This window comes from Labedaea rhizosphaerae (genome assembly GCF_004362825.1).
In the GTDB taxonomy this organism is placed as follows: Bacteria; Actinomycetota; Actinomycetes; order Mycobacteriales; family Pseudonocardiaceae; genus Labedaea; species Labedaea rhizosphaerae.
Map to the genome: position 1 here is coordinate 128,923 of NZ_SNXZ01000008.1, position 21,468 is coordinate 150,390.

Genomic DNA, 21,468 nt, shown 5'->3' on the forward strand with positions numbered 1-21,468 from the left:
CGCGTCCGCGAGATGGTAACCGGTTGGCGCAGATCGTTTCAATGGTATGACCAAAACGATCGCTGGTGTCCGTTCAGGTACAGGGCGCGCAGCTGCACCGCCTGGACGCCGCGTACTTGCCGGGGTACGTGACGGTCTCCTCGGGTCGGCCCGCACGAACGGAACTGTCCCTAGTGAATGACGGATCACAATAGCTCAGGTACCGGTCGGCGTCATTGCCCATCTGTCATGGATTACTGCCGGTCGATGGACTGATGCTTCCCTCGTTAGTGAATCAGGGTTAACATCAGGCCGAACGGGAGGAGGCGGTGCGGGTGGCCGTGCTGGCATCAGCGGTGGACCCGGCGTCGGCGGACCACCGGCGCAATCGGGAGGCGCACCTCGAGGCGTTGGCGGCGTTGGACGAACAGCTGGCGCTCGCGCGCGCCGGCGGTGGCGCCCGCTACGCCGACCGGCACCACGGGCGCGGTCGGCTGCTGGTCCGCGAGCGGATCGCGTTGCTGCTGGACCGGGACTCGCCGTTCCTCGAGCTGTCCACGCTCGCCGCGTGGGGCACCGACTTCACCGTCGGGGCGAGCATCGTGACCGGGATCGGCGTGGTCTCGGGGGTCGAATGCGTGATCATCGCCCACGACCCGACGGTGCGCGGCGGCTCGATGAACCCCTACACGTTGCGCAAGAATCTGCGCGCGCTGGACATCGCGAAGCGCAACCGGTTGCCGGTGGTGAACTTGGTCGAGTCCGGCGGCGCGGACCTGCCGACCCAGTCGGAGCTGTTCGTCCAGGCGGGCAAGATCTTCCAAGGCCTCACCGAACTCTCCGGGATGGGCGTGCCGACCATCGCGCTGGTGTTCGGCAACTCCACCGCCGGTGGCGCGTACGTGCCGGGCATGTGCGACCACGCCGTGCTGGTCGACGGGCAGGCGAAGGTGTTCCTCGGCGGCCCGCCGCTGGTGAAGATGGCCACCGGCGAGGACGCCGACGACGAAGACCTCGGCGGCGCCGACATGCACACCCGCGTCTCCGGTGTGGGTGACCACTTCGCTGTGGACGAACACGACTGCCTGCGCATCGGCCGGCAGCTCGTGGCCGACCTGGGGTGGCGCAAGCTCGGCCCCGGTCCGACGCGGCCCGCCGAGGACCCGCTGTACGACCCGGACGAGCTGCTCGGCATCACCCCGGCCGACTTCCGCACCCCGGTCGATCCGAGGGAGGTCCTCGCCCGGGTCGTCGACGGGTCGCGGTTCAGTGAGTACAAGACGCGCTACGGCACGAGCCTGGTCACCGGCTGGGCGTCGGTGCACGGCTTCCCGGTCGGCGTGCTTGCCAACGCCCGCGGAGTGCTGTTCAGCGAGGAAGCGCAGAAGGCGACCGAGTTCATCTTGCTGGCCAACCAATCCGACACGCCGCTGGTGTTCCTGCAGAACACGACCGGGTTCATGGTCGGCACGACCTATGAGCAGGGCGGCATCATCAAGGACGGCGCCAAGATGATCAACGCCGTCACCAACAGCACCGTCCCACATTTCACGATCAACATCGGAGCGTCGTTCGGCGCCGGGAACTACGGCATGTCGGGGCGGGCCTACGACCCGCGGTTCATGTTCGCCTGGGTCAACGCGAAGCTCGCCGTGATGGGCGCGCAGCAGCTCGCAGGCGTGCTGTCCATTGTGGGCAAGCAGGCGGCGGAGGCGTCCGGGCGGGAGTTCGACGTGGCCGCCGACGACGAACGGCGGCGCCGGATCGAGGCGCAGATCGAGGCGGAGTCGCACGCCTTCTTCGTCACGTCGCGGCTCTACGACGACGGTGTGATCGACCCGCGCGACACCCGCCACGTGCTCGGGATGGCGTTGTCCGCCGCGCATTCCCAGCCGATCGAGGGACGCCGCGGCTACGGCGTCTTCCGGATGTGAGGGCGATGACTCCTCGGCCGATCACCAGCCTGCTCGTCGCCAACCGCGGCGAGATCGCCCGGCGCGTCATGCGCACCGCCCGGGCCATGGACGTGCGCTGCGTTGCCGTCTACTCCGACCCGGACGCCGATGCACCGTTCGTGCGGGAGGCCGACGAGGCGGTGCGGCTGCCGGGCGCGGCACCCAGTGAGACCTACCTGGACATCGCGAAGATTGTTGGTGCCGCGCAGGCGACCGGCGCGGACGCGGTGCACCCCGGATACGGGTTCCTGTCGGAAAACGCCGGGTTCGCGCGCGCCTGCGCCGACGCGGGCCTGACGTTCGTCGGCCCGGATCCCGAGGTGATCGAGCAGATGGGCTCGAAGGTCGCCGCGAAGGAGATCATGGCCGCGGCCGGTGTACCGGTGCTGCCGAGCGTCACGGTCACCGACGACGTCGCGCTGGACCCGGCCCGGGTCGGCCGGGACATCGGGTACCCGGTGCTGGTGAAGGCCGCGTTCGGCGGCGGCGGCCGGGGCATGCGGATCGTGCGTGCCGAGGCCGAGCTGCAGTCCGCTGTGGACAGCGCGCGCCGGGAGGCGGCATCGGCGTTCGGCGACGGCACGGTGTTCCTGGAGCACTACGTTGACTCGCCGCGCCACGTCGAGGTGCAGATCTTCGGCGACCGGCACGGCGAGGTCTTGGCCCTGTTCGAACGCGAGTGCTCGATCCAACGCCGCTACCAGAAGATCATCGAGGAGGCGCCGTCCCCGGCCGTGGACGACGCCCTGCGTGCCGAGTTGTGCGCGGCCGCGGTCGCCGCGGCCAAGGCCATCGACTACGTCGGCGCGGGCACGGTCGAATTCGTGCTCGACGCGCACGGCAACTTCCACTTCCTCGAGGTGAACACCCGCCTGCAGGTCGAGCACCCGGTCACCGAGTCGATCACCGGCCTGGACCTGGTGCGGCTGCAACTGCTGATCGCCGAGGGGCACCCGTTGCCGCCCGAGGCGCGGGCCGCCCGGATCACCGGCCACGCGATCGAAGCCCGCTTGTACGCCGAGGACGTACCCGCCGGATTCCTGCCGGCCACCGGCACCGTGCACCGGTTCGCCGTGCCCGGCCTGCCGGGAGTGCGGGTAGACGGTGGCGTGGTCGAAGGGTCGGTGGTCGGCCTGCACTACGACCCCATGCTGGCCAAGGTGATCGCGCACGCGCCCACCCGGGACGAGGCGTGCCGCCTGCTCGCCCGCGCGCTCGCCGAGACCCGGGTGCATGGCGTGGTCACCAATCGCGACCTGCTCGTCGGCGTGCTGCGCGAAACCGAGTTCCGGGCCGGGGCCATTGACACCGGCTACCTGACCCGCCACGACCCCGCGGACCTGGCGGCCGGTGCCGTCGACGCCCGGGCACCAGCGGTGCACGCGCTTGCCGCCGCCCTCGCCGGGCAGGCGCACCGGCGGGTGTCGACACCGGTGCTCACCACCCTGCCGTCGGGCTGGCGCAACGTGCCGGACGCGTCGCAGATCGCCGAGTTCACCTTGTCGGACAAGGAGTTGGCCGTCTCCTACCGGTTCGACCGGGACGGGCTCGCCGCCACGGTAGCGGGCGAACCGGTCGACGCCGTGCTGCACGCGGCCACAGCCGACGCGGTCGACTTGGAGGTCGCCGGGGTACGACGGCGGATCGCCGTGCACCGGTGCGGCGAGACGTCCTATGTGGACAGCTCATTGGGTGCGACCGCCTTGACGGAGGTGCCGCGGTTCGTCGAGCCCGGTGACCGGTCCACGCCAGGCTCCCTGGTCGCGCCGATGCCGGGCACGGTCGTGCGGGTGCTCGCCGAACCGGGGGAGCGGGTCGCGGCCGGCGCGCCGATCGTCGTGCTGGAGGCGATGAAGATGGAGCACACCGTCACCGCGCCCACCGAGGGCGAGGTCGGCGAGATCGGGGTCCGAGTCGGCGACACCGTCGACCTCGGCGCCGTGCTGGCCGTCGTGGTCGCGTCATGACCGAACCCGCCAACCTGTGGGACGACCTGGCCGCGGAGACCGCCGACCTCGACGCGCTACTCGCGTCGGTGACCGACTGGGACCGGCCGACCCCCGCGATCGGCTGGTCCATCCGAGACCAAGTCAGCCACCTCGCCTACTTCGACGAGGCCGCCGCGCTGGCGATCGCCGACCCGGCCCGGTTCCGCGCAGAGGCAGCCGAGCTGGTCGAGCTGGGCCCGCGGTTCCCGGACGTGATCGCCGAACGCCACCGCGCCATGCCGATCCCGGAGCTGCTGAACTGGTTCCGTCTGGTCCGCACCGACTTGCTGGTGCGCTTCAGGGCGACGGACCCGAAGAAGCGCGTGCCGTGGTACGGGCCGGACATGAGCGCGCTGAGCTCCGCGACCGCCCGGTTGATGGAGACGTGGGCGCACGGCCAGGACGTGGCCGACGCCCTCGGCGTCACCCGCCCGCCCACCGCGCGGCTGCGGCACGTCGCGCACCTGGGCGTGCGCACGTTCGGGTTCAGCTTCGGCCTGCGGGGCAAGCCGGTACCCGATACCGACGTCTTCGTGGAGCTGACCGCACCCGACGGGGACCGGTGGACGTGGGGCGATCCAGGCGCGACCGAGCGAGTTCACGGGCCCGCCCTTGACTTCTGCCTGGTCGTCACCCAGCGACGCCACCGGGCGGACACCGCCTTGACCACCACTGGGTCGGTCGCCGCCGAATGGCTGACGATCGCGCAAGCCTTCGCCGGCGCGCCAGGCCCCGGCCGCGAACCCGTGGGACGGAGGACGGCATGACCCGCCCGGTCCGGATCGCCAACTGCTCGGGCTTCCTGGGTGACCGGCTCGCCGCGGCGAAGGAGGTCGTCGACGGCGGCCCGACCGACGTACTCACCGGTGACTACCTCGCCGAGCTGACCATGCTCATCCTGTGGAAGGCGCGGCGCAAAGACCCGGCGGCGGGCTACGCCCGCCCGTTCCTCGCCCAACTCGAGCAGGTCCTGGGCACCTGCCTGGACCGCGGCACCAAGATCGTGGTCAACGCCGGCGGCCTCAACCCGGCCGGGCTCGCCGAGCAGGTCCACGAACTCGCCGCGAGGCTGGGCCTCGCGCCCAAGGTCGCCCATCTGCGCGGTGACGACCTCAGCGAGCGGCTCGACGACCTCATCGCGTCCGGACACCCGCTGGCGAACCTGGACACCGGCGAACCCCTGACCGGTGCGCCCGGCGAGCCGGTGACGGCCAACGCCTACCTCGGCGGCTGGGGCATCGCCGCCGCCCTGGACGCGGGCGCCGACATCGTGCTCACGCCGCGGGTCACCGACGCCTCGCTGGTCGTGGGGCCCGCCGCGTGGTGGCACGGCTGGCAACGCGCCGACCACGACGCGCTTGCCGGGGCGGTCGTCGCGGGGCACGTGATCGAGTGCGGACCGCAGGCGACCGGCGGCAACTACCCGTGGCTGCAGGAGATCGCCGACCGGCGCCGGCCCGGCTTCCCGGTCGCGGAGGTGGCCGCGGATGGCAGCACCGTGCTGACCAAGCACCCGAACACCGGGGGACTGGTGTCCGTCGGCACCGTCACCGCGCAACTGCTGTACGAGATCGCCGAACCCGCCTATGCGGGCCCCGACGTGGTGGCGCACTTCGACACGGCACGCGTCGAGCAGGACGGCCCCGACCGCGTCCGCATCTCCGGGACCAGGGGCAGCCCGCCACCGCCCGAGCTCAAGGTCGCGGTGAACCTGCTCGCTGGCTACCGCAACACGATGACCTTGGTGCTGACCGGACTGGACATCGAGGAGAAGGCGAGCTGGGCGCAGGACCTGCTCTTCGACGCGCTCGGCGGCAAGGAGTCCTTCGCCAAGGTCGACACCAGGCTGATCCGGTACGACCGGCGCGACGCGCCCACCAACGAACAGGCGACCGCGCACCTGCGGATTACCGTCAAGGACCCCGATCCGAAGAAGGTCGGCAGGCGGTTCGCCAACGCCACCACGGAGCTCGCGGTCGGCGGGTACGCGGGCTGCCACACGACGACGCCGCCCACGGCCGAGACCGCGTACGGCATCTACTGGCCCACGCTGGTCCCGGCCGCCGAGGTGCTGCACGAGGTGGTGCTCCCCAACGGCGAGGTCGTGGTGATCGACCACCACCCGGCGCCCGAACCGGTGCCCGCCCCGGCTGCTGCCATGCCTGGCCCGATGCGGGACTTCGGTGCGGTGGTGCAGGTGCCGCTCGGCAGCATCGTCGGCGCCCGCTCGGGGGACAAGGGCGGCAACGCCAACGTCGGCGTCTGGGTGCGCGACGCGGCCGCATTCGCGTGGCTGGACGCGTATCTGACCGTCGACCGGCTGCGGCAGCTCATCCCGGAGGCGGCGAACCTCACCGTGCGCCGCTACGCGCTGCCGAACGTGCTCGCGCTCAACTTCGTGATCGTCGGCCTGCTCGCCGAAGGCGTGGCCGCGACGGCCCGCCCGGACGCGCAGGCCAAGGGGCTCGGGGAATACCTGCGCTCGCGCTATGCCGACATCCCCGTGACCCTGCTCGCCTGACCGCGGAGGACCCCCGATGGATTTCACGCCGGATCCCGACCACACCGCGTTGCGTGCCGCGGTGGCCGCGATCACCGCGAAGTTCGGCGGTGACTACTACGCCCGCAAGGCCGAAGCCCGTGAACCCACCGCCGAACTGTGGCAGGTGCTGGGCGAGCACGGGTTCATCGGCATCAACATCCCCGAGGAGTACGGCGGTGGTGGCGCGGGCCTGACCGAGCTCGCGATCGTGTGCGAGGAGGTCGCCGCGCAGGGCTGCCCCCTGCTGCTCCTGCTGGTCTCCAGCGCGATCTCGGGCGAGGTCATCGCCACCTACGGCGACGACGCGCAGAAGCAGCGGTGGCTGCCACGGCTCGCGACCGGCGAGAGCAAGGTCGTGTTCGCGATCACCGAGCCGGGTGCCGGGTCCAACAGCCACCGGCTCGCCACGACGGCGACCCGCGCCGGCGACGACTACGTCCTCAACGGACAGAAGTACTACATCTCCGGCGTGGACGACGCCGAAGCCATCCTCGTCGTCACGCGCACTGGCACCGACGCGAACACGGGCCGGGGCGAGTTGTCGCTGTTCGTCGTAGACACCGACGCGCCAGGACTGGTGAAGCACCCGCTGCTGGTATCGGTCGCGTTGCCCGAACGCCAGTTCACGCTGCACTTCGACGACGTCCGGGTGCCCGCAGACCGGCTGGTCGGCGCCGAGGGCAACGGCTTCGCGCAGGTATTCCACGGCCTCAACCCCGAACGCATCACCGGAGCCGCGCTGTGCGTCGGCATCGGCCGTTACGCCTTGGGCAAGGCCGTCGAGTACGCCAACGCCCGCACCGTGTGGAACGAGGCGATCGGTGCGCACCAAGGCGTCGCGCACCCGCTTGCCAAGGCCAAGATCGAGGTCGAGCAAGCCGCGTTGATGACCGCGCAGGCCGCGTGGCGGCACGACCACGGCCTGCCCGCGGGGGAGGCGTCGAACATGGCGAAGTACGCGGCCGCCGAGGCCGCGCTCGCCGCCGTCGACGCGGCCATCCAGACCCACGGCGGCAACGGTGTCGCCACCGAGTACGGGCTGATCCCGTTGTGGGGCTTGGCTCGCCTGCTGCGCATCGCCCCGGTCAACCGGGAGATGGTCCTGAACTACGTCGCCCAGCACTCCCTGGGGCTGCCGCGTTCCTACTGACCGAGCTGGAGGACACCGATGTCCGACGAAATCGCCAAGCTGAATGCCAACCTCATCCACCGCGTCAACGTGGGGGACAGCCTGACGCGCACGGCCGCCCGGTCGCCGCGGAACGTCGCCGTGGTCGACGAGCACCGCCGCTACACCTACACCGAACTCAACGCGTGGGTCAACCGTGTCGCGAACGCCTTGCACGGCAAGGGTTACCGGCGTGGTCACGCGCTCGCTCTCGCGTCGGGCAACAGCGTCGAGTTCCTCGTGACGTACTACGCCTGCGCGAAGCTCGGCGTCGTGTGCGTGCCGGTCAACCTGGGCTGGCGGCCGGACGAGGTCTCCTACGTCCTCGAGCACAGCAAGGCGCGCGGCATCGTCATCGAGGCACAGCTGCTGGCGACGCTGAAGGATGCGATCGACGGGACCGCCGCCGCCGGGGACCTGGTCGTCGCACCCGGCACCGGCGGCGTGGCGCCGACCTTCGGCGACCTCGACGGCGGCGACGCCGAACCCGAGCACCTGGTCGAGGACCGCGACGCGATCACCTACCTCTACACGAGCGGCACCACGTCCGCGCCGAAGGGCGTGGTCGGCAACCACACGGCGATCTACCTCGAGTCGATGACGATGGCGATGGAGGCGCGCTTCGCCGCCGACGATCGGTTCGTGGCGATGCTGCCGATGTTCCACACCGCGCAGCTCAACTGCCACTGCACGTCCGCGGTCATGGTCGGGGCGACGATCCACATCCGTAGAGCGTTCGATGCCGGTGAGCTGCTCGCCCAGATCGAACGCGAGCAGATCACCCAGATCTTCGGGCTACCGATGATGTACCGGGCCATGCTCGACCACCCGGACATCGCGACCACGGACCTCTCGAGCCTGCGTCGCGCGTGCTACGCGATGGCGCCCATGCCGGACGCCCAGTTGCGCCGCTGCCTCGAAGTCTTCGCATGCGACTTCTACCTGCTCTTCGGGCAAACCGAGATGAGCCCGACAGCCACGATGTTCCGGCCCGAGCACCAGCTCTCGCACTCCGGCGCCGTCGGCACGCCGGTCGCCAACATCCAGGTGTCCATCATGGACGGTGACGGAAAGCTCGTGCCACAGGGCGCCACCGGCGAGATCGTCTACCGCGGCCCGCACACCATGACGGGCTACCTGGACAACCAGGAGGCGACGGACACCGCGTTCGCGCACGGCTGGTTCCACTCCGGCGACATCGGCCACATCGACGACGACGGCATCCTCTGGTTCACCGACCGGTCCAAGGACGTGATCAAGACCGGCGGCGAGAACGTCGCGTCGATCGAGGTCGAGAAGGCCGTCTACGCCGCCGACCCCAACGTCGCCGAGGCGGTCGTCGTCGGGCTGCCCCACGAGCGGTGGAGCGAGGCCATCACCGCCGTCGTCGTGCCTAAGCCCGGCGCCGAGGTCGACGAAGAGCAATTGTTGTCCGTGCTGCGCGGGCTGCTCGACCCGTACAAGGTCCCGAAGGCGGTGATCGTCGCGGATACACTGCCGAAGACGTCGACCGGGAAGATCCAGAAGAACGTGGTGCGCACGACCTACGCCGACCGCTACACCGGGTCAGGAGCGGGATGACCAAATCCGATGCCCCGTCCCGCGTGCGCGACCCGGACCGCAAGGAACGCATCCTGGTCGCGGCCGCGGACCTGGTGGCCCGCAGCGGCTACCACGCTGTGTCCATGGCCGACATCGGTGCGGCCGCGGGCATCACGGGCTCGGGCATCTACCGCCACTTCGATGGCAAGTCGGCGGTGCTGGTAGCCCTGTTCGAGCGCGTCATCGACGGCTTGCTGCGCGACGAGAAGCGCATCGTCGAACAGGAGACCACGGACCTGCGCGTCGCCCTGCGCAAACTCATCGACGGCCAGATCGAATTCGTGGTGGCTGACCGGGAGCTCGCGCAGGTCTACTTCCATGAGATCAACAACCTGCCAGAGGTGGATCGTCGGCGGTTGCGCCGCAAGCAGCGCCTCTACCTGGAGGAATGGGTCCACCTGGTGGCCGAACTGCGCACCGACCTCGGGGACACCGAAGCCCGCGTCATCGTGCACGCGGCCATCGCGGCCATCCAGTCCACCCTCCAGCACGACTCCAACCTCCCCGAGCCGCAGCTCCGCCGGCTCCTGGCCAGCTCCGCGCAAGCCGTCCTCGGCATCGGCTTGGGGTCGTAACGCCATGGATGCCCCGCCGGAACTGGCAGTCGGTCGGCATCGCAGTGCCCAACACGGAGGTTGGGCGGGCCGGTGTGTCGGGTCTCCTTGCACCGCGGTCTTGCCGTCGATGCGAACGAGCTACGGGTGCGCCTCCGCTCGTGCCCACGATTATCAGTAGCATGAGCACGCACGCGACGTTGCCTGACCGGTGCAGCGAACTTGGTCTGCCCACGCCTCCCGACGAAGGTTCCAAGTTCGAGCGCGCGGCGGCCAGCTTCGAAGCGTGTCGCCGACATTCTGAAGAACCCGAAGTACACCGGTTATCAGGTTTACAACCGCCGCGCGCGTCGCAGCCGCGGTGGTCGCAATCGGCAGAACCCGCCCGAGATGTGGGTCTGGTCGGTCGAGCCTGCGCATGAACCACTGATCCCGAAGTGGATGTACGACGAACTCAACGCCAAGTCATGGGGACGCAAGCGTTCACGTGATGGTGCCGCGCTGAAGAACGACGCGAAGGCGACCCGGACCTGTTTGTTCCGCCGTCGTGTCGTGTGCGACTGCGGTCGCAGCATGACCGGCAATCCCCGACGGGGTGTGACTTACTACCGCTGCCATCCGGCCAATAACAACCGCGGTCGCCCAGACAAATACGAGGGTCACCCCGCGACGGTCTACATGCGAGAAGACCTGATCATGAACGTGGTCAACCAGTTCTTCGCCGAGCGCGTCTTCGGTCCGAAGCGGCGCGGGCTGTTCGCGGCGAGTCTGGACAACCTGGACACCGCCGCGACTCAGGAGCGTTTCGAGCAGCGTGAGCGCGCTCAGCGCCAGCTCGCCGACATCGCCCGCAAACAGGACAACGTCCTGCGCCAAGTCGAGGACGGTGACCCGGATGACCCGTTCACCCAGCGGCTGCGGCAGCGCTTCAACGACCTCGAAGCGCAGCGCAAAACCCAACTGGCCCTCGTGGCCGACCTGGACAAGGCAGACGCCGGGAATGCCGCCCGCCCCAGCGCGGAACAGGTCAATCTGCTCGACGCGCTACCGCACCTGGCGGTCAACCTGCACCGGGCTCCGAGCGACATCTTGGACCGGTTGTTCGACCTCACGCAGTTGACCGTCCGGGTCCACTACGCCACCAACGAAGCCACCGTGAAGGTGACGCTTCCCGCCGGAGAGGCCGACAGCGTCATCGAACTCAGCAAGGCGATCGAGGAGGAACAGATGCCAAACACGACCATCGCGAACGACGGATCGGCAGGTCGGGGGGAGTGTGCATCCTGTACGTGCCCCCGGTGCGATTCGAACGCACACTGGACGGGTTTTGAATCCGTTGCCTCTGCCGATTGGGCTACGGGGGCTCGGGCGATGACCTTACGCGATGCTTCTCGCGCGCCCGCGCGAGGCCCGGCGGAGTGATCCTGGTGTCATTCGCGCGGTGAGCCTGCGTGGCCAGGCCGCTTGGCCGATAAGCTGCGGTTTCCCGCACGTCGAACCCACAGGAGGAGCCCGGTGACGGAGCAGGGCGCGACCGCGCGGCGGGTCCTCGTCGCCGAGGATGAGGCGTTGATCCGGCTGGATCTCGTGGAGATGCTGCGCGAAGAGGGCTACGAGGTCGCGGGGGAGGCCGCCGACGGCGAACAGGCCGTCGCGCTGGCCAACGAGTTGCGGCCCGACCTGGTCATCCTCGACGTCAAGATGCCGCGGATGGACGGGATCGAGGCCGCGTCGTCCATCGCGGGCGAGCGGATCGCGCCCGTGGTCATCCTGACCGCGTTCTCCCAGCGCGACCTCGTCGAACGCGCGCGTGACGCCGGCGCGATGGCCTACCTGGTCAAGCCCTTCGCCAAGCGTGACCTCGTGCCGGCCATCGAGCTGGCGATCAGCCGCTTCGCCGAGCTGCACGCGCTCGAGGACGAGGTGCGCGGCCTCACCGACCGCCTGGAGACGCGCAAGGTCGTCGAGCGGGCCAAGGGCCTGCTCATGGCCGAGCAAGGCCTGTCCGAACCCGAGGCCTTCCGCTGGATCCAGCGCACCGCCATGGACCGGCGCACCACGATGAAGGCCGTCGCCGACGCCGTCGTTTCCTCGATCGACAAGCGCGCGTAACAAGGGCGACAAGCGTACCTGCTCGAACCTTCGAGCCGGATACCCCGAAGCGTCACGATGTGGATACGTCCAGGGGGCCGCGCTGTCCATCCCAGTCACGGGGAGCTACGTTCCTGCCCTAGGTCAAGCCCCGAACGGGGCGACCGCCGGCGTGGCGGTCAAGGTGTTTGGAGGAACGTAGTGTCAAAGGCTCGACTCACGCGAGCTCTCGCGTTGGTGGCAGCTGCCTCCTTCGCGCTGAGCGCGTGTGCTGCGAACAGTGACAACGGTTCGGGCAACGGCGGCAACAACGGCTCTACCAAGGTCGACATCCCGGTGGTCACGAATCTGCCGGTTTCCCCGAACGCCGCGAAGCCCGCCGGTGACGGCAAGGGCAAGTGCAGCGGTGTCTCGCTCGCCTACGCAGGCGCGAAGAGCGGCGCGAACGCCCAGCTCGGCATCAACATCCTCAACGGCGTCAAGCTGGCCATCCAGGAGCACAACCAGGCCAACAAGGACTGCCAGGTCAAGCTCAAGGAGTTCGACACCGAGGGTGACCCGGGCAAGGCTCCCGGTGTCGTGACCCAGCTGCTGAGCGAGTCCGACATCATCGGCATGGTCGGCCTGCCGTTCTCCGGCGAGTCGAAGGCCACCGGTGGCGCCATCGACAAGGCCAACCTGGTGCACATCACCCCGTCGGCCACCAACCCGGACCTGACCAAGAACGGGTGGACCACCTTCTACCGCGCGCTGGGCAACGACTCGGTGCAGGGCCCGGCGGCCGCCAAGTTCATCACCGGCAAGCTGCAGGCCAAGGTCATCTGCGTGATCCAGGACGACTCGGACTACGGCATCGGTCTGGCCAACGCCGCGAACCAGGCGCTGGGTGCGGCCGCGCAGGGCTGCCAGGACAAGGTCACGACCGGTCAGAAGGACTTCTCCGCCACCACGGCCAAGGTGATCAACGCCAAGGCCGACGCGGTCTTCTACGCCGGCTACTACGCCGAGGGCGCTCCGCTCGACCAGCAGCTGGTCACCAAGGGCTTCAAGGGCACCTTCATCGGCCCAGACGGCGTGAAGGACGACCAGTTCATCAAGCAGGCCGGTTCCGCCTCGGCGAACGCCTTCTTCACCTGCCCCTGCGTCCCGGGTGAGCTGATCCCGGACTTCGCGAAGGCCTACGAAGGCGTCAGCGGTGGCACGGCTCCGGGCACCTACTCGCTCGAGGGCTACGACGCGGCGACCATCCTGCTGAAGGGCATCGACTCGGGCATCAAGGACCGGGCGGCGCTGCGCGACTTCGTCAAGAGCTACGACGGCGACGGCTTCAGCAAGCACTTCAAGTGGAACCCGGACGGTGAGCTGGCCCAGTCCACCGTGTACGGCTACAAGGTGCAGGACGGCAAGATCCAGTACGTCGGGACCATCTCCTAGGATCTGTCCCCACATCCAGAGCAGGACCAGGCCGGGCAGCCGTCCGGTGGCGCGCCACCGGACGGCTGCCCGGCCTGAACACAGGGACGGGATGCCGTGCACCACCTGATCACGTATCTCGCCGACGCCCCGTGGATCACCTTCAACACGGGCGCGTTCAGCGACCAGTTCTGGGCGAGCACGTTCGACGGCCTGACCTACGGCTCGATCTACGCGCTCGTCGCGATGGGGTACACACTGGTCTACGGTGTGCTCCAGCTGATCAACTTCGCCCACTCCGAGGTGTTCATCGTCGGGGTGTACGCGACCGTGTTCGCCTTGAACGCCATGGGTTTCGGCCCCTCTCCGGTCTACCCGCCGATGGTGGTACTGATCATCGACCTGCTCGTGGCGATGGTCGCCGCCATGATCGCGTCCGGGCTCACGGCGCTGATCCTCGAACGTGTCGCATACAGACCTTTGCGCAAACGCAACGCGCCACGCCTGGTCTTCCTGATCACCGCGATCGGCGCGTCGTTCACCATCCAGTACCTGATCTTCGTGTGGCGTGGTGGTTCCAACGCCGAACCGGCGACCATCATGTTCGTGCCGGACCCCGTGTTCGAGGTGTTCAGCACCATCATCGACAGCCAGCAGCTCACGATCTTCATCGCGGCCATCGTGCTGATGGTCGTCACCGACCAGTTCATCAACCGCACCAAGTTCGGCCGCGGCATCCGCGCGGTGGCGCAGGACCCGGACACCGCGACGCTGATGGGCGTCAACAAAGAACGCGTCATCATGCTGACGTTCGTCATCGGTGGCGTGCTGGCCGGCGCGGCGGCCCTGTTCTACCTGATGAAGGTGCCACAGGGCGCGTCGTTCAACGGCGGCTTCGTGCTCGGCATCAAGGCGTTCGCGGCCGCGGTGCTCGGCGGCATCGGCAACATCCGCGGCGCCCTGCTCGGCGGTCTGCTCCTCGGCGTGGTCAGCAACTACGGTGTCACACTGCTGGGCAATTCCTCGTGGACCGACGTGGTGGCGTTCGTCGTGCTGGTTGTCGTGCTGATGGTCCGGCCGACCGGTCTGCTCGGTGAATCGCTCGGGAAGGCGCGGGTATGACCAGCGACGAAATCATCGACCTGGTTGAGATGGTCGTGCTGGTGGCCGTCCTGGTCGCCGTCGGCAAGCTCTTCCAGCGGTCCAAGGCCTCGGGCCGGCTCGGCGAGTGGTGGAACTCCAAGTCCCGCGTCGAGCAGTGGGCGTGGCTGGTCCCCCTGATCGCCGTGGTCGTGCTCATCCCGGTGATCAACCCACCGTTCCTGACCACGGAGCCGGGCACCAACTTCCCGATCACCATGTTCAACTGCGCGCTCTACGCGCTGGTGGCGCTGGGCCTGAACGTGGTGGTCGGACAGGCGGGCCTGCTCGACCTCGGCTATGTCGGCTTCTTCGCCGTCGGCGCCTACGTGGCGGCGTTGTTCACCAGCCCGGACTCGCAGCTCAGCAAGATCCCGTATCTGTGGACGCTGCCGCTGGCCATGGTCGTGACCATGTTCTTCGGCGTCGTGCTGGGCACGCCGACGCTGCGGTTGCGCGGTGACTACCTGGCGATCGTGACGCTCGGCTTCGGTGAGATCGTCCGCCTGCTGGCCACCCTGATGCCGCCGCTGAAGGGCAACGTCGGCTTCCAGGACGTCGGGCACCCGCCGGGCACGAAGGCCGACGGGGGCGCGTTGTTCGCCAACACCAACGGCACGCCCTGGTACATGCTCACGATCGGCATCATCCTCATCGTCCTGCTGCTGGTCGGCAACCTCGAGCGCAGCCGGGTCGGCCGCGCGTGGGTCGCCATCCGCGAGGACGAGGACGCGGCCGAGATGATGGGCGTGCCGGTGTTCAAGTTCAAGCTGTGGGCGTTCGCGATCGGCGCGGCGATCGGTGGCCTCTCCGGGTCGCTGTTCGCGGGCCAGGTCAGCTTCGTGAACAACCAGAAGTTCGACGTGCCGACGTCCGTGCTGTTCCTGGCCGCGGTGGTGCTCGGCGGCTCGGGCAACAAGGTCGGCGTGCTGCTCGGCGGGTTCGTGATCGCCTACATCCCGTTCCGGTTCACCGCGCTGGCCAGCTACAAGTACCTGATCTTCGGGGTCGCGCTCGTGGTGCTGATGATCTTCCGGCCGCAGGGTCTGCTCGGCGCTCGCCAGCGCCTGCTCGCCCGGGGCAGGCAGGCTTACCAACGCTTGATCGGACGCCCCGAACAACTCAGCAGTGACAGTTCACTGGTCGCGGAGAAGGCGGGTGACAGCGCATGAGCGACACACCCGAGGTGGAGCCCGAGGGCGGCATCGTCGCCGAGCTGGAGCACATGACCGAGGCCGAGCGTGCCGCGCACGAGGCCGAGGTCGCCGAGGCCGTCGCGCCGGACCGCGAAATCGCGGTCGAGGTCGGCGACACACTGCTCGAACTGCGCGATGTCACCATGAGGTTCGGCGGCCTGGTCGCGATGGACTCGGTGTCCTTCTCCATCAAGCGCGGCGAGATCCTCGGCTTGATCGGGCCGAACGGCGCGGGCAAGACGACGTGCTTCAACGCCATGACCGGCGTGTACCGGCCGACGTCGGGCCAGGTGCTGCTGGAGGACCGGCCGCTCGGCCGGGCCAAACGCCACCAGATCACCCACCGCGGCATCGCCCGCACGTTCCAGAACATCCGGCTCTTCGGCGAGATGACCGCGCTGGAAAACGTGGTCGTCGGTGCCGACGCCCGGCACCAGACCAGCGTGGTCGGGGCCCTGCTGCGGTTGCCCCGCCACCACCGCGAGGAGCGGGAGGCCATCGATCGGGCCATGGCGCTGCTGGAGTTCATGGGCATCGCCGACCGCGCGGCGGACAAGGCGAAGAACCTGCCCTACGGCTACCAGCGCCGGCTGGAGATCGCCCGGGCGCTGGCCACCGAGCCGAAGCTGCTGTGCTTGGACGAGCCGGCCGCGGGCTTCAACCCGGCGGAGAAGGACGAGCTCATGGGGCTCATCCGCAAGATCCGCGACGACGGCTACACGGTGCTGCTCATCGAGCACGACATGCGGCTGGTCATGGGCGTGACCGACCGGATCGTGGTGCTGGAGTTCGGCAAGAAGATCGCCGAAGGGCTGCCGGCGGAGATCCGCGACAACCCGGCCGTGATCGCGGCGTACCTCGGTGTGCCGGATGAGGAGGACACCGATGGCGCTGCTTGAGCTGATCGACGTCTCCGTCCACTACGGATCGATCCGGGCGGTCCACGGCATCTCGATCACCGTCGAGGAAGCCGAGATCGTCACCCTGATCGGCGCCAACGGAGCCGGCAAGTCCACCACCATGCGGGCGGTCTCCGGGATCCGGCCGCTGTCGTCGGGCAAGATCCTCTTCGACGGCCAGGACATCACCAAGCTGCGGGCCGACCTGCGTGTGGTGCGCGGGATCTCGCAGGCGCCGGAAGGCCGGGGTGTCTTCCCGGGCATGACGGTGATGGAGAACCTGGACATGGGGGCCTTCACCCGCAAGGACAAGAAGGGGATCGCGGCCGACCGGGACCGGGTGTTCGACCTGTTCCCGCGCCTGGCCGAGCGGCGCACGCAGGTCGGCGGCACCATGTCCGGCGGCGAGCAGCAGATGCTCGCCATCGGCCGGGCGCTGATGGCCAACCCCCGCGTGCTGTTGCTGGACGAGCCTTCGATGGGGCTTGCCCCGCAGTTCATCCAGCAGATCTTCAAGATCATCACCGAGATCAACAAGCAGGGCACGACGGTCCTGCTCGTGGAGCAGAACGCCCAGCAGGCCCTGTCCCGTGCCCACCGCGCGTATGTGCTGGAGACCGGCACGATCACCCGCGAGGGCACCGGCAAGGAACTGCTCAGCGACGAGAGCGTGAAGGCCGCCTACCTCGGCGTGACGTGACCGGGTGCCGGGCTCGGCGGTCAGTGGCCGCCGGGCACGGCCTCACGCAGGATGCAGGTCAGGCGGGCCGTGCAGGTGCGCTTGCCCTGTTCGTCGCTGATCACGATCTCGTAGGTGGCGGTGCTGCGACCCGCGTGCAACGGCGTGCACACGGCCGTCACGAAACCGGACTTGGCCGCGCGGTGGTGGGTGCAGGAGAGCTCCAGCCCCAGCGTGATCCGCCCCTCGGGCGCGTTCAGCGCGGCCGCGATGGAGCCGACGGTCTCCGCGAGCACCGCGTTGGCCCCACCGTGCAGCAGCCCGTACGGCTGGAGGTTGCCCTTCACCGGCATGGTCGCGACCATCCGCTGCGGGGTCCAGTCGGTGACCTCGATGCCGAGCTTGTCGCTCAGCAGCTGGCTCGCGATCTCCGGGTCGATGTCGGGCAGCCCCGGTGGTGGCGTTGCGGTCACCCATTGCCTCCTTTTGTCGGACCCCCACCCTAGACTCGCCCCGTGCCAGCAACGACGGACGCTCCTGTGAACCCGACCACCGCGACCGGCGGGAAACTGCTGCTCATCGACGGTCACTCGATGGCCTACCGGGCGTTCTACGCCTTGAAGGAGGCCAACCTCGTCACGAAGACAGGTCAGCACACCGAGGCCGTCTACGGGTTCACGTCGATGCTGATCAACCTGCTGCGCGACGAGGCGCCGACGCACATCGGCGTCGCTTTCGACGTGTCGCGCCAGACCTTCCGCTCCGAGCGCTACGCCGAGTACAAGGCCAACCGCAGCGCGAGCCCGGACGAGTTCAAGGGGCAGGTCAGCCTCATCCAGGAGGTGCTCGACACGCTGTGCGTGCCGTGGATGCAGGTCGAGCGCTACGAGGCCGACGACCTCATCGCCACGCTCACCACGCAGGCGGTCGAGCAGGGCTTCTCCGTCTCGATCTGTACGGGTGACCGCGACGCGTTCCAGCTGGTCAACGACAAGGTCACCGTGCTGTACCCGGTGCGTGGCGTGTCGGAGCTGTCCCGGATGACGCCGGAGGCGGTGCTGGCCAAGACCGGCGTCGGCCCCGACCGCTACGCCGACTTCGCGGCGTTGCGGGGCGACCCGTCGGACAACCTGCCGAAGATCCCGGGCGTCGGCGAGAAGACGATCGCCAAGTGGCTGGGCGAGTTCGGCACGCTCGACGACCTCGTCGACCGGGTCGACCAGGTCAAGGGCAAGGCCGGCGACGCGTTGCGCGAGAACCTGGCCAACGTCGTGCGCAACCGCGAGCTCACCGAGCTGGTCAAGGACGTGCCGCTGGAGCTGGGCCCGGCCGATCTCGCCGTGCGGCAGTGGGATCGCGACGCCGTGCACCGGCTGTTCGACGAGCTCGAGTTCCGGGTGCTGCGCGACCGGTTGTTCCAGACCTTGACCACCGCCGAACCCGAGGCCGACGAGGGCTTCACCGTCACCGGCGGCGCGCTCGCGCCGGGGGAGCTGGCCGGCTGGCTCGCCGAGCACGGCGGCCCGGGCAGCCGGCTGGGTCTGTCCACTCGTGAGACCGCGACCGGGATCTCCGGGCAGGCGGTCGAGTTGATGTCGATCGCACTGTCCGGTGTGGACGGTGCGGGCGTGTTCGTGGACGTGACCAAGCTCGACGAGGTCGACGAGACGGCGCTGGCGACCTGGCTGGCCGACGAGCGCGCGGCCAAGCTCGGCCACGACGTGAAGCGCTCGCTGCACGCCATCCGCCACCGCGGCTGGACGATGAACGGCCTGGTCAGCGACACCGCGCTGGCCGCGTACCTGGTGCGGCCGGGGCAGCGGTCGTTCGCGCTCGACGACCTGGTGCTGCGGTACCTCAAGCGGGAACTGCGGGCCGAGCAGGACGACGGCAACCAGCAGCTGTCCCTTTTGGACGACGACGGTTCCGAGGCCGACAACGACGCCAAGCTGGCGCAGAGCGAGATCGTGCGGGCCCGTGCCATCGCCGAGCTGGCCGACGCGCTCGACGTCGAGCTGGCGGACCTCGGCGGGGCGAAGCTGCTCGCCGAGATGGAGCTGCCGCTGCTGCTGGTGCTCGCCGACGTCGAAGCCGTGGGCATCGCGGTCGACCAGGAGAAGCTGGCGTCGCTGGAGGCCGACTTCGCCGGGCGCGTGAAGTCCGCCGAGCAGGAGGCGTTCCGGGTCATCGGCAAGGAGATCAACCTCGGCTCGCCCAAGCAGCTGCAGGTGGTGCTCTTCGACGAGCTGGAGATGCCGAAGACCAAGCGCACCAAGACCGGCTACACCACCGACGCCGATTCGCTGACGACGCTGTACGAGCAGACCGAGCACCCGTTCCTGCAGCACCTGCTGGAGCACCGCGACGCCAGCCGGCTGAAGGTGACGGTCGAGGGCCTGATCAAGTCCATTTCGGACGATGGGCGCATCCACACCACGTTCAACCAGACGATCGCCGCCACCGGCCGGTTGTCCTCGACCGAGCCGAACCTGCAGAACATCCCGATCCGCACCGACGCGGGCCGCACGATCCGCGACGCGTTCGTGGTGGGCCAGGGCTGCACCGAGCTGATGACCGCGGACTACAGCCAGATCGAGATGCGCATCATGGCGCACCTGTCGGCGGACGCGGGCCTGATCGAGGCGTTCCAGTCCGGGCACGACTTCCACGCGGCCACCGCGGCGCACGTGTTCGGCGTCGAGCCGACCGAGGTCACCCCGGCCCAGCGCGCCAAGGTCAAGGCGATGAACTACGGCCTGGCGTACGGGTTGTCGGCGTACGGGCTCTCGCAGCAGCTGCGCATCTCCACCGACGAGGCGCGCGAGCTGATGGACGAGTACTTCACCCGGTTCGGTGGCGTGCGGGACTACCTGCAGGACATCGTGGCCCAGGCCCGCAAGGACGGCTACACGTCGACGATCTTCGGCCGCCGCCGCTACCTGCCCGACCTGACCAGCGACAACCGCCAGCGCCGCGAGATGGCCGAACGCATGGCGTTGAACGCCCCGATCCAGGGCAGCGCCGCCGACATCATCAAGGTCGCCATGCTCGGCGTGCACCGCCAGCTGAAGGCCACCGGCGCCAAAACCCGCATGCTCCTGCAGGTCCACGACGAACTGGTCCTGGAAATCGCCGACGGCGAGCGGGACACGGTGGAGGCCTTGGTGCGCAAGGAAATGGGCGGCGCCTACCACCTGGACGTGCCGCTCGACGTCTCCGTGGGCTACGGCCGCTCCTGGAACGAGGCCGCGCACTGAGTCCCTATCGCGCGTAGGGGTTGCGGGGCGGTGCCTCCACGGTGACGTACCGCTGCCGCTCCTCGTCCCAGTACTGCTCCGGCACGACGGGTGGGTCCGGCAACGGCACCCACCTCCCGATCACCGCGTCCCAGTGCAGGTAACGCTGGGTTTCCTCGTCCCAGCGGGGTTCGCGGTCCTCGGGCATGGTTCGACGCTAGGAGCGCTCCCGGCCCTGGCCCGGGGCATCCAGGTATCCCTTCGGGCAAACCGGGGTGCACCGGCGGTCAGCAGGCGGCCGTGGGCACCCGGCCCTCGGCGAACGCGCGCGGCGTCACCCGCATGAACTCGCGGAACTGCGCGGTCATGTGCGACTGGTCGTAGTAACCGGCCTCGCCCGCCAGGCGCGCCAACGACCCGCTCCGCACGTCCGGCAGGATCCGCCGCAACCGCGTCAACCGCGCGAACTGCTTGGGCGACAAGCCCACGGCCGCGGTGAACACCGCGCGCAGGTGCCGTTCGCTCACGCCCATCCGCCGCGCCGCGGCCGCCACGCGGACCTGCGGCCGGGACAGCTCGACGCTCGCCCGGCGCACGAGGGCGTTCTCCTGCGCCGCTTGGGCGCGTGCGGTGAGGGCAGCGGTCAGCCGGTCGGGCGAAGCGGGCCCGGTGAACGGGTCGGCGTCGCGGCCCCAGAGCTCGCCGAGCGGCACGACCTGGTCGACGAGCTCGTCCGGCGACGTCCCGACCAGCGCACGCGCCGCGCCGGCCCCGAGCCGCCAGCGCACGCACACGGGCAGCTCCTTCGGCGCCGGGTACCGGGCGCGAGTGCGCGGCCCCATGACCAGCACGTCGCCCTGGCCGTCGGCGGTGGTCCGCCACAACAGCACCGTGGCCGGATCGGGCGCGTGGACCAGCGGGAACCGGTCGGGGCGGTAGGTCGTGACCTCGATGCGTTCGACCCAGCCACGCAGCGCCTCGGGAACGGGGAGCGTGCTCACGGTGCCGATTCTTCCTATAGCGGCG

The 21,468-nt window shown here is 69.2% G+C and carries 17 protein-coding genes, 1 tRNA gene and 1 pseudogene; 15 read left to right on the forward strand and 4 right to left on the reverse strand.

Annotated features, from left to right (window positions below; genetic code table 11):
- The first annotated feature begins 314 nt into the window (after positions 1-314).
- From EV186_RS33265 to EV186_RS40875, 8 genes and pseudogenes are all read left to right on the forward strand, one after another.
- A complete protein-coding gene (locus tag EV186_RS33265; RefSeq protein ID WP_133853770.1) occupies positions 315-1,913 on the forward strand; it encodes an acyl-CoA carboxylase subunit beta in 1,599 nt (532 codons plus the stop codon).
- Positions 1,914-1,918: 5 nt separating this feature from the next.
- Positions 1,919-3,901, forward strand: coding sequence for an ATP-binding protein (locus EV186_RS33270; RefSeq protein ID WP_133853481.1), 1,983 nt, complete (start codon positions 1,919-1,921; stop codon positions 3,899-3,901).
- Positions 3,898-4,689, forward strand: a complete 792-nt coding sequence (locus EV186_RS33275) for a TIGR03084 family metal-binding protein (protein ID WP_133853482.1) — start codon at positions 3,898-3,900, stop codon at positions 4,687-4,689. The genes EV186_RS33270 and EV186_RS33275 overlap by 4 nt, the downstream gene beginning before the upstream one ends.
- Positions 4,686-6,443, forward strand: coding sequence for an acyclic terpene utilization AtuA family protein (locus EV186_RS33280; RefSeq protein WP_133853483.1), 1,758 nt, complete (start codon positions 4,686-4,688; stop codon positions 6,441-6,443). Before EV186_RS33275 ends, EV186_RS33280 begins: the two co-directional genes overlap by 4 nt.
- Before the next feature lie 16 nt (positions 6,444-6,459).
- Positions 6,460-7,614 (forward strand): acyl-CoA dehydrogenase family protein, encoded by a 1,155-nt coding sequence (locus EV186_RS33285; protein ID WP_133853484.1) that lies wholly within the window; start codon positions 6,460-6,462, stop codon positions 7,612-7,614.
- An 18-nt stretch (positions 7,615-7,632) separates the two neighbouring features.
- Positions 7,633-9,213: an AMP-binding protein gene (locus EV186_RS33290; RefSeq protein ID WP_133853485.1), complete on the forward strand. Its 1,581-nt coding sequence runs from the start codon at positions 7,633-7,635 to the stop codon at positions 9,211-9,213.
- Positions 9,210-9,809 (forward strand): TetR/AcrR family transcriptional regulator, encoded by a 600-nt coding sequence (locus tag EV186_RS33295; RefSeq protein ID WP_133853486.1) that lies wholly within the window; start codon positions 9,210-9,212, stop codon positions 9,807-9,809. The genes EV186_RS33290 and EV186_RS33295 overlap by 4 nt, the downstream gene beginning before the upstream one ends.
- A 201-nt stretch (positions 9,810-10,010) precedes the next feature.
- Positions 10,011-10,436 (forward strand): annotated as a pseudogene (locus tag EV186_RS40875) (recombinase family protein); the annotation flags it as partial.
- 642 nt (positions 10,437-11,078) lie between these two features.
- Here the strand turns inward: EV186_RS40875 and EV186_RS33310 are convergent.
- Positions 11,079-11,152 (reverse strand) — tRNA-Leu (locus EV186_RS33310).
- A 151-nt stretch (positions 11,153-11,303) separates the two neighbouring features.
- Between EV186_RS33310 and EV186_RS33315 the strand changes: the two genes are divergently transcribed.
- From EV186_RS33315 to EV186_RS33340, 6 genes are all read left to right on the forward strand, one after another.
- On the forward strand, positions 11,304-11,900 hold the full coding sequence (locus EV186_RS33315; RefSeq protein WP_243754427.1) for an ANTAR domain-containing response regulator: 597 nt from the start codon (positions 11,304-11,306) through the stop codon (positions 11,898-11,900).
- Positions 11,901-12,116: 216 nt separating this feature from the next.
- Positions 12,117-13,313, forward strand: coding sequence for a branched-chain amino acid ABC transporter substrate-binding protein (locus EV186_RS33320; RefSeq protein WP_341815890.1), 1,197 nt, complete (start codon positions 12,117-12,119; stop codon positions 13,311-13,313).
- A 105-nt stretch (positions 13,314-13,418) separates the two neighbouring features.
- A complete protein-coding gene (locus EV186_RS33325) occupies positions 13,419-14,414 on the forward strand; it encodes a branched-chain amino acid ABC transporter permease (RefSeq protein WP_208115931.1) in 996 nt (331 codons plus the stop codon).
- On the forward strand, positions 14,411-15,604 hold the full coding sequence (locus EV186_RS33330) for a branched-chain amino acid ABC transporter permease (RefSeq protein ID WP_243754428.1): 1,194 nt from the start codon (positions 14,411-14,413) through the stop codon (positions 15,602-15,604). The genes EV186_RS33325 and EV186_RS33330 overlap by 4 nt, the downstream gene beginning before the upstream one ends.
- Entirely contained in the window at positions 15,601-16,527 is a 927-nt protein-coding gene (locus EV186_RS33335) for an ABC transporter ATP-binding protein (protein WP_133853490.1), read from the forward strand. The genes EV186_RS33330 and EV186_RS33335 overlap by 4 nt, the downstream gene beginning before the upstream one ends.
- The gene (locus EV186_RS33340) at positions 16,514-17,227 is read left to right on the forward strand and encodes an ABC transporter ATP-binding protein (protein WP_133853491.1); all 714 of its coding nucleotides are present in this window, start codon (positions 16,514-16,516) and stop codon (positions 17,225-17,227) included. Before EV186_RS33335 ends, EV186_RS33340 begins: the two co-directional genes overlap by 14 nt.
- A gap of 20 nt (positions 17,228-17,247) precedes the next feature.
- Here the strand turns inward: EV186_RS33340 and EV186_RS33345 are convergent, their stop codons facing one another.
- Positions 17,248-17,679 carry a hotdog fold thioesterase gene (locus EV186_RS33345; protein ID WP_243754429.1) on the reverse strand — a complete coding sequence of 144 codons (432 nt, stop codon included), beginning with the start codon at positions 17,677-17,679 and terminating at the stop codon, positions 17,248-17,250.
- Positions 17,680-17,721: 42 nt separating this feature from the next.
- Between EV186_RS33345 and polA the strand changes: the two genes are divergently transcribed.
- Positions 17,722-20,463 (forward strand): DNA polymerase I, encoded by a 2,742-nt coding sequence (polA, locus tag EV186_RS33350; protein WP_279538350.1) that lies wholly within the window; start codon positions 17,722-17,724, stop codon positions 20,461-20,463.
- A gap of 4 nt (positions 20,464-20,467) precedes the next feature.
- Here polA and EV186_RS33355 read toward each other — a convergent pair whose 3' ends face one another.
- Complete coding sequence (locus EV186_RS33355) at positions 20,468-20,650, reverse strand: hypothetical protein (protein WP_133853492.1); 183 nt, start codon at positions 20,648-20,650, stop codon at positions 20,468-20,470.
- A gap of 79 nt (positions 20,651-20,729) precedes the next feature.
- The gene (locus EV186_RS33360) at positions 20,730-21,443 is read right to left on the reverse strand and encodes a helix-turn-helix domain-containing protein (RefSeq protein ID WP_133853493.1); all 714 of its coding nucleotides are present in this window, start codon (positions 21,441-21,443) and stop codon (positions 20,730-20,732) included.
- Between the last annotated feature and the right edge of the window lie 25 nt (positions 21,444-21,468).